General features: G+C 70.4%; 13 protein-coding genes. 3 read left to right on the forward strand and 10 right to left on the reverse strand.

Annotated features, from left to right (window positions below; all coding sequences use genetic code 11):
- Nucleotides 1-69: 69 nt before the first annotated feature.
- From JHN63_RS36380 to JHN63_RS36390, 3 genes are all read right to left on the reverse strand, one after another.
- The gene (locus JHN63_RS36380) at nucleotides 70-849 is read right to left on the reverse strand and encodes a hypothetical protein (RefSeq protein WP_200688947.1); all 780 of its coding nucleotides are present in this window, start codon (nucleotides 847-849) and stop codon (nucleotides 70-72) included.
- A gap of 283 nt (nucleotides 850-1132) precedes the next feature.
- Complete coding sequence (locus JHN63_RS36385) at nucleotides 1133-2353, reverse strand: acetyl-CoA C-acetyltransferase (RefSeq protein ID WP_200688949.1); 1221 nt, start codon at nucleotides 2351-2353, stop codon at nucleotides 1133-1135.
- Nucleotides 2354-2520: 167 nt separating this feature from the next.
- Nucleotides 2521-3591 (reverse strand): SGNH/GDSL hydrolase family protein, encoded by a 1071-nt coding sequence (locus tag JHN63_RS36390; protein ID WP_200688951.1) that lies wholly within the window; start codon nucleotides 3589-3591, stop codon nucleotides 2521-2523.
- Between the two features lie 148 nt (nucleotides 3592-3739).
- Here JHN63_RS36390 and JHN63_RS36395 point away from each other — a divergent pair, with 148 nt between their 5' ends.
- Nucleotides 3740-5131 (forward strand): cystathionine beta-synthase, encoded by a 1392-nt coding sequence (locus JHN63_RS36395; protein WP_200688953.1) that lies wholly within the window; start codon nucleotides 3740-3742, stop codon nucleotides 5129-5131.
- A 345-nt stretch (nucleotides 5132-5476) separates the two neighbouring features.
- Here the strand turns inward: JHN63_RS36395 and JHN63_RS36400 are convergent, their stop codons facing one another.
- The gene (locus tag JHN63_RS36400) at nucleotides 5477-6322 is read right to left on the reverse strand and encodes a helix-turn-helix transcriptional regulator (RefSeq protein WP_200688955.1); all 846 of its coding nucleotides are present in this window, start codon (nucleotides 6320-6322) and stop codon (nucleotides 5477-5479) included.
- Between the two features lie 149 nt (nucleotides 6323-6471).
- Between JHN63_RS36400 and JHN63_RS36405 the strand changes: the two genes are divergently transcribed.
- A complete protein-coding gene (locus JHN63_RS36405) occupies nucleotides 6472-7233 on the forward strand; it encodes an SDR family oxidoreductase (RefSeq protein WP_200688957.1) in 762 nt (253 codons plus the stop codon).
- 9 nt (nucleotides 7234-7242) lie between these two features.
- Here the strand turns inward: JHN63_RS36405 and JHN63_RS36410 are convergent, their stop codons facing one another.
- From JHN63_RS36410 to JHN63_RS36435, 6 genes are all read right to left on the reverse strand, one after another.
- Nucleotides 7243-7686 carry a hypothetical protein gene (locus JHN63_RS36410; RefSeq protein ID WP_200688959.1) on the reverse strand — a complete coding sequence of 148 codons (444 nt, stop codon included), beginning with the start codon at nucleotides 7684-7686 and terminating at the stop codon, nucleotides 7243-7245.
- A 127-nt stretch (nucleotides 7687-7813) separates the two neighbouring features.
- Nucleotides 7814-8482: a carbonic anhydrase gene (locus JHN63_RS36415; protein WP_200688961.1), complete on the reverse strand. Its 669-nt coding sequence runs from the start codon at nucleotides 8480-8482 to the stop codon at nucleotides 7814-7816.
- Between the two features lie 109 nt (nucleotides 8483-8591).
- Complete coding sequence (locus tag JHN63_RS36420; protein WP_200688963.1) at nucleotides 8592-9524, reverse strand: ABC transporter substrate-binding protein; 933 nt, start codon at nucleotides 9522-9524, stop codon at nucleotides 8592-8594.
- Nucleotides 9525-9535: 11 nt separating this feature from the next.
- A complete protein-coding gene (locus tag JHN63_RS36425; RefSeq protein ID WP_200688972.1) occupies nucleotides 9536-10198 on the reverse strand; it encodes an ABC transporter permease in 663 nt (220 codons plus the stop codon).
- On the reverse strand, nucleotides 10198-10839 hold the full coding sequence (locus JHN63_RS36430; RefSeq protein ID WP_200688965.1) for an ABC transporter permease: 642 nt from the start codon (nucleotides 10837-10839) through the stop codon (nucleotides 10198-10200). Before JHN63_RS36430 ends, JHN63_RS36425 begins: the two co-directional genes overlap by 1 nt.
- The gene (locus JHN63_RS36435) at nucleotides 10836-11870 is read right to left on the reverse strand and encodes an ABC transporter ATP-binding protein (protein ID WP_200688969.1); all 1035 of its coding nucleotides are present in this window, start codon (nucleotides 11868-11870) and stop codon (nucleotides 10836-10838) included. The genes JHN63_RS36430 and JHN63_RS36435 overlap by 4 nt, the downstream gene beginning before the upstream one ends.
- A gap of 142 nt (nucleotides 11871-12012) precedes the next feature.
- Between JHN63_RS36435 and JHN63_RS36440 the strand changes: the two genes are divergently transcribed.
- Nucleotides 12013-12545, forward strand: a 533-nt coding sequence (locus tag JHN63_RS36440) for an aromatic amino acid lyase (protein ID WP_200688971.1), incomplete at its 3' end; no start/stop codon positions are given.

Below are 12545 nucleotides of genomic sequence, written 5' to 3' on the forward strand. Positions count from 1 at the left end.
CTCCGCCGCGTGGGCGCGGCCAGCACCCGCACACCCGCAACCGGAAACGAACCGTCGCTCCCCGCGAAATCACAGGGACGCTATGACCCGGTCCGCCAGGATGTACACGTTCTCCTGGCCGCAGGCGAAGGTCAGGGTGTAGGCGCCGGAGACTCCCGAGCCGCCGAGGAGGAACGGGGTTTCGCCGGCGCGGAGGGCGGAGGCGAGGCGTTCGGCGGTTTCGCGGTGGCCGGGGGTCATGCAGAGGGTGGTGCCGTCGACGAAGACGTAGACGTCGAGCGTGCCGAGCGGGCCGGGGCGGACATCGGCCAGTTCGACGGCGGACTCGGCCAGCTCCTCCAGCGTCGCCACCGTGCGTTCGTGGTCGTTCGCGACCGGTGACTGGGCCGGCACGAAGTCCGGGTGGGACGGGTGGCGGCGCCGGGCCGCGGCCAGTTCGGGGGAGTCGCCGGCGAACTCCTCGGGCTCCGTGAACGGCTCGGTCACCGGCTCCAGCGGTTCGAGGCCCACGAAGTCGCTCTGACGGGGCAGGAACAGCTCGCTGTCGGGCAGACCCAGCAGAGTCGGCACCTCGGTGTCACGGGCTTCCTGGGCGGCCCAGAAGGCCCGCGCCTCGGCCAGCTCCCGCTCCCGCTCCTCGGCCAGCGCCTCGGCCACGGCGGCGCGTATCTCGTCCGCGTCGGTGTGGGTGCGGGCGGCGGGCACGAGCGGCCGTACGGCGGCGGCCCGGCCCTCGGCGAGTTCGGTGTGCAGGGCTGCTACCTGGCGACGGAGCACCAAGAGGGTGCGCAGGACGGCGACGCCCACGGCGCCTGTGGCGGCCGTGGTGACCAGCAAAGCGATCGGCATGACGCTCACTGACGTACTCCCGGTTCAAAGTCGACCCCCGACTTCCTACATCAGCTTGAAGGGCGGACTAACCAGCTGTCAGTGCGTAACGTCACGAAACGGGCAGGACTTTGGGCCCGATGTTTGGTGGTGAAACGGTCCTGACCTGGGAAAATCCCTCCTCGAAGGGAGATAGGTCACATCCTGGGGGAGATTGGATCACAAATCGGCCCAGAACCCAGGTGGTTACTGGGTTCCGGGCCTGATGGTGACGCAAAGTTCCCGTACGACTACGGGGAGTTGGTCAGCTGAGGCGCTCGATGACCATCGCCATGCCCTGGCCGCCGCCGACGCACATCGTCTCCAGACCGAACTGCTTGTCGTGGAACTGGAGGGAGTTGATCAGCGTGCCGGTGATGCGGGCGCCGGTCATGCCGAAGGGGTGGCCGACGGCGATCGCGCCACCGTTCACGTTCAGCTTCTCCAGCGGGATGTTCAGGTCGCGGTAGGACGGGATCACCTGGGCGGCGAACGCCTCGTTGATCTCGAACAGGTCGATGTCGTCGACGGTGAGACCGGCGCGGCCGAGTGCCTGCTTGGAGGCTTCCACCGGGCCGAGGCCCATGATCTCGGGGGAGAGGCCGGAGACACCGGTCGACACGATCCGCGCCAGCGGGGTCAGGCCCAGCTCGCGGGCCTTGGTGTCGCTCATGATGACGACCGCGGCGGCGCCGTCGTTCAGCGGGCAGCAGTTGCCGGCCGTGACCAGGCCGTCGGGGCGGAACACCGGCTTCAGGCCGGAGACGCCCTCCAGGGTGACGCCGGCGCGCGGGCCGTCGTCCTTGCTGACGACCGTGCCGTCGGGCAGCGTGACCGGGGTGATCTCGCGCTCCCAGAAGCCGTTCTTGATGGCTTCCTCGGCGAGGTTCTGCGAGCGGACGCCGAACTCGTCCATGTCCTGGCGGGTGACGCCCTTGATCCGGGCGAGGTTCTCCGCGGTCTGGCCCATCGCGATGTACGGGTCGGGGAGCAGGCCGTCCTCGCGCGGGTCGTGCCAGGTGGAGCCCTCGGACGCGGCGGTGGCGGCGGTGCGGGCCTGCGCCTCTTCGAAGATCGGGTTCGTGGTGCCCGGGAGGCCGTCCGAACTGCCCTTGGCGTAGCGGGAGACCATCTCCACACCGGCCGAGATGAAGACGTCGCCCTCGCCGGCCTTGATGGCGTGCAGGGCCATGCGGCTGGTCTGGAGCGACGAGGAACAGTAACGGGTGATCGTGCAGCCCGGCAGGTGGTCCATGCCCATCTGTACGGCGACGATCCGGCCGAGGTTGTACCCCTGCTCGCCGCCGGGGAGGCCGCAGCCGAGCATCAGGTCCTCGATGAGCGCGGGGTCCAGCTCCGGGATCTTAGCCAGGGCGGCCTGGATGATCGTGGCGGTGAGGTCGTCGGGGCGCAGGTCCTTGAGGGAGCCCTTGACGGCGCGGCCGATGGGGGAGCGGGCGGTCGAGACGATGACGGCTTCGGGCATCACGGCTCCATTGGCGTTACGGGGGGACTGGCACGGCTCCTTGGGAAGTTACCCGTACGTATGGCGACGGTCACGGGATGCGCGGTGTGACACTGACCGCAGTTTTCTAAGCGCTTGCTTGGCTCGGCTGACCGTCCCAGGGGGCTCCGCCCCCTGGACCCCCGGGCCTATGCCCACCCACCACCCGTCTCGGTGGGTCGAGAAGTCGCCGAAAGGGGTGCGTGAACCGGCGAAGCCTCCGGTACCCGCCTCCTCTTCCGCCGCTTCAGCAACGCCCACGGCCCCCGCGGCCCCGTCGGCATCGCCGCCGTGACCTCGGTCCCCGCCTCCGACGCCGCCTCCGCGGCGGCCCGTGCCACCGGCAGGAAGCCCTCGCGGCGGGACACGTCCGGGCGGTCCTCCTCCGCCGGCCAGAGGCCCAGCGCGGCGCAGACGGTCGGCAGGATCGCCATCGCGGCGGTCGCGTAGCCCTCCGCCGAGGGGTGGAAGTTGTCCGGGCCGAACAGCTCGCGCGGGTTCGCCGCGAACTCGGGGCCCAGCAGGTCGCCCAGCGACACCGTGCGCCCGCCCTGCTCGACCGTGCCGATCGTCTGGGCCGCCGCCAGCTGTCTGGACGCCCGGCGGGCCAGCCAGCGCAGCGGCTGCTGCACCTGCTCCACCGTCCCGAGGTCGGGACACGTGCCGACGACCACCTCCGCGCCGGCCGTACGCAGCCGCCGTACCGTCGCCGACAGGTGCCGGACCGAGCGGGTCGGGTGCATGCGGTGGGTGACGTCGTTCGCGCCGATCATGATCACGCACACGTCCGGCACCCGGGTGGTGTCCGCGAGGGCCAGCGCCACCTGGCGGTCCAGGTCGTCGGACTGGGCGCCCGGAAGGGCCACGTTCCGCAGCTCGACCGGGCGTTCCGAGACCGCCGCCAGGCCCGAGGCCAGCAGCGCGCCCGGGGTCTGGGCCGCCCGGTGGACGCCCTGTCCGGCGGCCGTGGAGTCGCCGAGCATGGTCAGCCGCAGCGGGGGTTCACCCGGAGTGTCGTACACATGGCCGTAGCGGCCGTCGGCGCTCGGCACATGGTTGCTGCCCGGCGCATGGCCGTTGCCCACATGGCGCTTCACGAAGCGGACCTCGGCCAGCACCAGGCCGACGGCCGCCGCGCCCACCAGTCCGACCCCGCCACCGCCGTACGCCGCACCGGCCGCGATCCGCCGGGCCACCCGCGCCCTCGACATCCTCGTCATACGTCGCCGTCACCTCCTCGTAGCCGTCATCCACTCCTTGCCCCGAACAGCACGTCACCCAATCTCAACAGGCGGTGAACGTCATTTGCGGGCCGTAGTCTGGCAAGACCAATCACGACCACTTCTTTTGCAGCAACCGGAGACAACGGTGCAATTCCACGACTCGATGATCAGCCTCGTCGGCAACACCCCGCTGCTGAGGCTCAACAGCGTGACCGCGGGCATCCAGGCGACCGTTCTCGCCAAGGTGGAGTACTTCAACCCTGGCGGCAGCGTGAAGGACCGCATCGCGCTGCGCATGATCGAGGCGGCGGAGAAGAGCGGGGAACTCCAGCCCGGCGGCACCATCGTCGAGCCGACCAGCGGCAACACCGGCGTCGGCCTGGCCATCGTCGCCCAGCAGAAGGGGTACCACTGCATCTTCGTGTGCCCCGACAAGGTGTCCACCGACAAGATCAACGTGCTGCGCGCGTACGGCGCCGAAGTGGTCGTCTGCCCCACCGCCGTGGACCCCGAGCACCCGGACTCGTACTACAACGTCTCCGACCGCCTGGTCCGCGAGACGCCGGGCGCCTGGAAGCCCGACCAGTACTCGAACCCGAACAACCCGCTCTCCCACTACCACTCGACCGGCCCCGAGCTCTGGGAGCAGACCGAGGGCAGGATCACCCACTTCGTCGCGGGTGTCGGCACCGGCGGCACCATCTCCGGCACCGGGCGCTACCTCAAGGACGCCAGTGACGGGGCCGTCCAGGTCATCGGCGCCGACCCCGAGGGCTCGGTCTACTCCGGCGGTTCCGGGCGGCCGTATCTCGTCGAGGGTGTCGGCGAGGACTTCTGGCCGACCGCCTACGACCGGACCGTCGCGGACGAGATCGTCCCCGTGTCCGACAAGGACTCCTTCCAGATGACCCGCCGCCTCGCGAAGGAGGAGGGGCTGCTCGTCGGCGGTTCCTGCGGGATGGCCGTCGTCGCCGCGCTGCGGGTCGCGGAGCGGCTCGGCCCGGACGACGTGGTCGTGGTCCTGCTGCCCGACAGCGGGCGCGGCTACCTCTCGAAGATCTTCAACGACGAGTGGATGGCCGACTACGGCTTCCTGGAGGACGAGGGCCCCAGCGCCCGTGTCGCCGACGTCCTCAACGACAAGGTGCACGGCGCCATCCCCTCCCTCGTGCACATGCACCCGGACGAGACGGTCGGCGAGGCCATCGAGGTGCTGCGCGAGTACGGCGTCTCGCAGATGCCGATCGTGAAGCCGGGCGCCGGTCACCCCGACGTCATGGCGGCGGAGGTGGTCGGCTCGGTCGTCGAACGCGAGCTGCTGGACGCCCTGTTCACCCAGCGCGCCTCCCTGACCGACCCGCTGGAGAAGCACATGTCGTCCCCGCTGCCGCAGGTCGGCTCCGGTGAGCCGGTGGGCGACCTGATGACCGTGCTGGGCGGGGCCGACGCCGCGATCGTCCTGGTCGAGGGCAAGCCGACCGGGGTCATCAGCCGGCAGGACCTGCTGTCCTTCCTCGCCAAGGGCGGGAAGCAGTAGCAAACGTCCGGTGAACGGGCCGTGCCGACGGCGACTTTGCGGTTGTCCACCAAAACGGTGGACTTCGCGGAAGTGGTACGAGCGCGTCACGTCCACGCAGCACACGCTTAACAAGCGTCGGGCAGATTAGTGGATGTCGGCAGGGCGGGAGCGGCTCCCCGCCTCGCCGACACAAAAACGGCGTCACGGACCTCCGGAGCGGCTCCCGGACCTCCACCGACGCCTAGGACGCGCACGCCCGGCCCTGACCCGGCACGCGTCCCTCGCGGGGACCGCCGTCGTCCCGCCCTCCCGGCAACGGGGGGTGCGGCGGTCCCCGCGCATAGCTTTTCCACCCGCTTCTTTCTACGGCCGCGCAGGCCTCGTGGGCCCGGTGGTGGCCCAACTCCCCAGCAGCGCAAGGCGTTCCGCCGTCTCCGAACCCGGTTGCGGTGTGTAGACGACCATCGTCTGCGCCGACTCCCCCGGTACCGCGAGTGTTTCGTACGGCAGGGTCAGCAGGCCCGCGACCGGGTGCCGGACGCGCTTCACGCCGTAGGCGCACTCCTTGACCTCGTGGTCGGCCCACAGCCGGCGGAAGTCCTCGCTCCTGACGGAGAGTTCACCGACGAGGGCACTCAGCCTCGGGTCGTCCGCGTCGTGGCTGGAGTCCACCCGCAGATTCGCGACGGCCTGCGCGGCGACGGCGGCCCAGTCGGGGTAGAGGTCGCGCGAGGCCGGGTCGAGGAAGACATGGCGCGGGATGTTGCGGACGGCCACCGGCATACCGCTGAAGCCGCTCAGCGCGTCGGCGAGCGTGTTCCAGGCCAGGACGTCCATCCGGGGGCCGAGCACGAAGGCGGGCATGCGGTCCATGCCGTCCAGCAGCACCTGAACACCCGGGCGGACACGGGGAGTTGGCGTCCGGTCCTTCCTCCCACGCTGGGGCCGGGCGACCGTACGCAGATACGCGTGCTCCGTCTCGTCCAGGCGCAGCACCCGCGCGATCGCGTCGAGGATCGCGTCCGACACGCTCGTCCCGCGCCCCTGCTCCAGCCGGATGTAGTAGTCGACACTCACTCCGGCGAGCTGCGCGACCTCCTCGCGGCGCAGCCCGGGGACCCGGCGGCGCCCGTACGAGGCCAGCCCCACCTCCTCGGGCTGGATCCGAGCACGGCGTGAGCGCAGAAAGTCTCCGATGTCCCCGTCCATGGGTTCGATGGTAGGCCGGTCGCCGTTTCCGAACCTGGTACTGGCAGACCCAGGAAAAACGCATCCCTGGGTAGGGCCCGCCGGGCGGCGCACGGTGGTGGACGTCGCCGGGGAAGTGCCCCGGCGGCCAATCCACCTAGGAGCACCTCATGTCGTACGAGAATCTGGCCGGCCGTACCGCCGTCGTCACCGGGGCCGCCAGCGGGATCGGCGAGGCGATCGCCGTTCAACTGGCCGCGAACGGGGCCCGGGTGGCGCTGCTGGCCCGGCGCGGGGAACGGCTGGACGCGATCGTGGGGAAGATCCGGGCCGACGGGGGACAGGCCCTCGCCGTCGTCGCCGACGTCACCGACGACGCGGCTGTGGAGGCCGCCGCCGGGCGGGTCCACGAGACGTACGGGGCCGTCGACCTGGTCGTCAACGCCGCCGGTGTCATGCTGCCGAACCCCGTCGACGACGGGCGGATCGACGAGTGGCGGCGGATGCTCGACACCAACGTGACCGGGGTGCTGCGGGTCGTCCGCGCCTTCACCGGGGACCTGGTGGCCGCGGCGGCGGAGGGCCGCACGGCGGACCTGGTGAACATCTCGTCCGTCGGCGCGCACATCACGTTCCCCACCTACGCCGTCTACGGCGCCACCAAGGCCGCCGTCACCTATCTCTCCCAGTCGCTGCGCACCGAACTGGGACCCCGTGACGTACGGGTCACCAACATCGAGCCGGGGCTGACCGACACGGAGCTGGGGACGCACATGGACAGCGCCGAGATGGCCGCCCAACTGGACCAGTTGTTCGGGGCGTTGGACGGACTGTCCGCCGAGGAGGTCGCCGACGTCGTGGCCTACGCGGCGAGCCGCGCCCGGCACGTCAACCTGCGGCAGATCATGGTGCTGCCCACCCGCCAGGCGTGACCGGAACGGTCAGTCCTCCCACGCGTCGTCCGAGGACTGGGAGGACTTGGCCCGTCGGCCGCCGAACAGCCCCGGATTCGTGCGCGCGGCCTGCACCGCGTTGACGCCGACGATGCCGGCCCAGGCCACCAGCAGGCCGGGGAGGTGGGCGATGCCGCCGCCGATCGCGGACAGCGGGATCGCGAGCACCATCGAGACGATGCCGAAGCCGAAACGCTCGCCCCAGGTGTCGGTGGGCTTCGGGCCCCGGGTGCCCCGGGCCACCACCATCTGCTGCTCGGCCATCTGCCGGCGCACCCGGCGCTCCACCGCGCCGTCGATGCGCTGGTCGACCTTCTCCAGGAACGAGTCGACCAGCGCCGACTCGTACTCGTCGCCCAGCTCCCTGCGTGCCTGCAGGGTGGCGTTGAGTTCCTTCTTGAGTTCGGCGTCGTGCGAGTCGATTCCCGTCATGCGCTTCAGATTAGGGAGCCGCCGCGCCCGCTGCACTGGGGATAGCCCCCCTGTCGGAAGTCGGGTTCACCGGGAGCACCCCGAGTGACTCCAGCCCCCTCGGCCAGGCTGCGGCGGAAGCGGTGGCCTACGGCAGCACGGTCACGAGGCCCGTGTCGAGGTCGAAGCGGGCCGCGACGATCCGCGCGGAGGTGAAGGCGGGGTCGGCGCGGATCGCGTCCCTGACCCAGGCCGTGTGGGCGGTCATCGTGTGCTCGGCCCAGTCGCCGGGCAGCGCCCGGGTGCGGCGCGCGGCCGGGGCGATCTCGTCCACGAGGAGCGCGAGGTGTCCGGGGACGGGGGCGCCGGTCTCCAGGTGCGCGAGGGTCGCCGCCACCGCGCCGCAGCGCTCGTGGCCGAGCACCAGCACCAGGGGGATGCGCAGTTCGGCCACGCCGTACTGGATGGACGCGAGCACCGCCTCGTCCAGGACCTCGCCGGCCGTCCTTATGCACAGCAGGTCACCGAGGCCCTGGTCGAAGACCAGCTCGGGGGGCACCCGGGAGTCGACACAGCCGACGATCACCGCGAACGGGTGCTGTGCGGTGGCCAGTTCGCGGCGCAGCGCACGGCTCTCGTCCGGGTGGCGGGGGTGGTCGGTCGCGTAACGGCGGTTGCCGTCGAGGAGTTCGGCGAGGGCGTCGGGGGCGGTGGTCGGGCGGGGCCGGGTGCCGACGGCGGCGGTGGCGGTCGTAGGGACGGTGGCCAGCGCGCCGACGGCGGTGGCCGTCAGAAAGGTCCTGCGGTTGGAGGCCATGCGGTTCCTCGGGTGGTGAGCGTGAAATCACCCTACGCATGCGATCAGTTACCGAGAGTGCCGGTTTAACGACGCTTGACTGATCCCTCGTCAGATCATCGACACGTCATTACTTCGTGATGCCGTGCTGCTTCGCGTACGTGTTCGCCACGTCCTCCGGGTCCTTCTTGTCCTTGTCCACCTGCCGGTTCAGCTCGGTGAGCTGGGCCGTGGTGAGGATGTTGCCGACGCGGGCGAGGGCCTTGCGGACCGTGGAGTCGGCCACGCGGTCGGCGATGAGCGGCACGATGTGCTGACTGGGGATCAGGGTCTTGGGGTCGGTCAGGACCACCCAGTCGTTGGCCTTGATGTCGGTGTCCGTGGTGAACAGGTTCGCCACGTCCACATCGCCCTTCTTCAGCGCGCCCTTCACCAACGGCCCGTCGGAATCAAGGGACTTGAACTCCTTGAACTCCACGCCGTACACGTCCTTCAGTCCTACGACGCCCACCTGACGGGTCTTCACCTCGGCGGAGGCGCCCAAAGTCAGCTTGCCGTTGTGCTTGGCGAGGTCGGCCAGCGAGGTGAGGCCGTACTTCTCGGCGGTCGCGCGGGTGACGACGAAGCAGTCCGCGTCCTCGGCGATGCCGTACGGCAGGACCTGGAGGCCGGCGGGGAGGGCGAGGGTGAGGGCGTTCTGCATCGCGCCCGCCTCCGCGACCTTGGACTTGGGCTGGAGGTAGGTGAGCAGGGAGCCCTGGTACTCGGGGAGGAGGTCGATGTCGCCGCTCTTGAGGGCGGGGAAGACGATCTCGCGGGTGCCGAGGTTGGGGCGCACCTTGACCTTCACGCCGGCCGCTTCGAGGGCGGCGGCGTAGAGGTAGCCGAGGACCTGGTTCTCGGTGAAGTTGGCGGTGCCGATGGTGACGCCGTTCTTGCTGGAGGCGTTGCCGCCGCCGGCGGAGCCCCCGCCGTCGAGCGAGGTGACGCCGCTCGCGCAGGAGGACAGGACGGGGACGGAAGCGACCGCGAAGAGGCCGCCGAGGACGGTACGACGATTCATTTCGGTGATCCCTACGCGGTGCGGTGGCGGAAGAGGAAGCGCTGGAGGCCGGACAGCCCGAGGTCCAGGACGATGGCGACGACGGCGACGAGCACCGCCCCGCCGAGCACCTGCACGAGGTCGCGCTGGGCGAGTCCGTCGAAGACGAAGCGGCCGAGGCCCCCGAAGGAGACGTACGCGGCGACGGTGGCCGTGGAGACCACCTGGATGAGGGCCAGCCGCAGGCCGGTCATGATCAGGGGGAGCGCGAGGGGCAGCTCCACCTGGAAGAGGACCTGGTGGCCGCGCATGCCCTGCCCGCGTGCCGCGTCCTTCACGTCCGGGTCCACGGCGGTCATCCCGGCGTAGGTGTTCGTCACGATCGACGGGACCGCGAGGGCGACCAGCGCGATGTACACCGGCCACATCGACAGGCCGCTGGCCAGGAAGACCAGGACGACCAGGCCGACGGTCGGCAGCGCGCGGCCGAAGGAGGCCAGGTTGATCGCGAGGAACGCGCCCTTGCCGGTGTGCCCGATCAGCAGGCCCAGCGGGAGGCCGATCACGGCCGCGATGAGGGTCGCCAGCAGCGAGTACTGGAGGTGCTCGGCGAGGCGATGCGCGATGCCGTCCGTGCCGGCCCACTGGGAGCCGCTGGTCAGCCACTTGCCGAGGTTCTTGAAGAGTTCGAACATCAGGCTCGCCGCCTCGTCCACGGGGTGAGTACGTACTGGAGGGCGACCAGCGCCGCGTCCGCGACCACCGCGAGCAGCAGGGTGAGGACCACGCCCACGATCACCGGGGTCGGGAAGTCGCGCTGGAAGCCGTCGGTGAAGAGCTGGCCGAGGCCGCCGTCGCCGATGTAGGTCGCGACCGAGACGAGCGAGATCGACATCACGGTCGCGATGCGGACGCCGGCCATGATCACCGGGAGCGCGAGGGGGAGTTCGACGGTGAGGAGCGTGCGCAGGGGGCGCGTGCCCATCGCCTTCGCGGCCTCTTTCGTCTTCGCGGGGACCGAGTCCAGCCCCTCGACCGTGTTCCGCAGCAGCACGACCAGCGTGTAGACCGTCAAGCCGATCACGGTGGTGGTGCGGGTGAGGCCGCTGATCGGGAGGAGGAGCACGAAGATCGCGATCGACGGGATCGTGAACAGCACGTTCGACAGGCCGAGCAGGAAGCCCCGGAGCGGGCGGACGCGGTGGGCCACGACCGCCAGCGGGAGCGAGATCAGCAGGCCGAAGAAGACGGCGGTCATCGCGGCCTGGAGGTGCGAGAACGTGAGGCTGGTGAGGTCGTCGGTGTGGTCGCCGATCCACGACCAGTCGACGGTCATGCCGCGACCCGTGCTACGGCGTGCGCCTGGCCCGCGTGGGTGTGGATGTCGTCGCGGGAGGAGACGCCGGTGAGGACGCCGCCGGCGTCGACACGGGCGATCAGGCCGTTCGGGGAGGCGACGGACTCGTTGAGTGCGGCGAGCAGGGAGTCGCCGTCCTTGAGCGGTCGTACGGGGATCTCGGCGTCCTGCGTCGCCCAGTGCAGGGGCTTGCGGGCCTCGTCCAGGACCAGGGTCCAGGCGGTGCCCTCGGGGGCCGGGCCCTGCGGGACGTCCGCGAGGGTGGTCAGCGAGAGCAGCTTCAGGCCGCGCTCGGCGCCGAGGAAGTCGGCGACGAAGTCGTCGGCCGGGCGGGCGAGGAGTTCGGCGGGCGCTGCGCACTGGACGAGGTGGCCGCCGGTGCGGAAGATCGCGATGCGGTCGCCGAGCCGTACGGCCTCGTCGATGTCGTGCGTGACGAAGACGATGGTCTTGTTCAACTCCTTCTGGAGGCGCAGGAGTTCGTCCTGGAGTTGGGTGCGGACCACCGGGTCCACGGCGCCGAAGGGCTCGTCCATCAGCAGGACCGGCGGGTCGGCGGCGAGCGCGCGGGCCACGCCGACGCGCTGCTGCTGGCCGCCGGAGAGCTGGTGCGGGTAGCGCTTGCCGGCGTCGGCGGCGAGGCCGACGGTCTCCAGCAGCTCGGCCGCGCGGGCACGTGCCTTCTTGCGGCCGTGGCCGAGGAGCAGCGGCACGGTGGCGATGTTGTCGAGGACGGTGCGGTGCGGGAAGAGTCCCGACTGCTGGATGACGTACCCGATGGAACGACGTAGTTCGGCGGCGTCCTGCTGGGTGACGTCCTTGCCGCCGACCTTGATGACGCCCGAGGTCGGTTCGATCATCCGGTTGATCATCCGAAGGGTGGTCGTCTTGCCGCAACCGGAGGAACCGACCAGTACGGTGACCCCGCCTTCCGGCATCTCCAGGGAGAGGTCGTGAACTGCTGTCGTGCCGTTGGGGAAGCGTTTGTGGACCGTGTCGAACTGGATCATGAGTTGTCCCTTGCCCGGCTGTATAACGTCATGCAGAGTTCTCGGTGTCTGAATAGTTTGTCAATGTCTCCGCGTTAATCCGAGGTAACGGATGACCGGCAGGCAAGATCGAGTGTCCATATTGAGGGGAGTTCGTCACCTTATGTCGTCTCAGATCGTGGATGCCTCTGATGTGGCGCTGTCCGGGGGCACTGATCTGGTCGTCCTCGACGGGGTCGGCTTCGGGGTCGCCGATGTGGTCCGGCTCGCCGACGGGGACGCCCGTCCGGTCCCCGGCACCGACGCGATGAAGCGCGCGACCGACTCCTGGGACGCGGCCCGCCAGATCGCCGCGACCGGCCGCGTCTACGGCCGCTCGACGGGCGTCGGCGCCAACCGGAACGAGGACGTGCCCACGGAGGCGGCCGCCGAGCACGGGTTGAGGCTGCTCCGCAGCCACGCGGGCGCGATCGGCGACGAGCTCCCGGCGCGGGAGGTGCGGGCGATGCTCGCGGTCCGCGCGAACCAGTTGCTGGCCGGGGGTGCGGGACTACGGCCGACGGTCGTCACGGCGTTGTGCGAAGCGCTGGAGAACGGGGTGTATCCGGTCGTCAACGAGTTCGGCTCGGTGGGGACGGGGGACATCGCGGCGCTGGCGCAGGTGGGGCTGGCGTTGGTGGGGGAGCATCCCTGGCG

Origin of the sequence: Streptomyces sp. MBT65 (assembly GCF_016612545.1) — a bacterium.
Classification (GTDB): domain Bacteria; phylum Actinomycetota; class Actinomycetes; order Streptomycetales; family Streptomycetaceae; genus Streptomyces.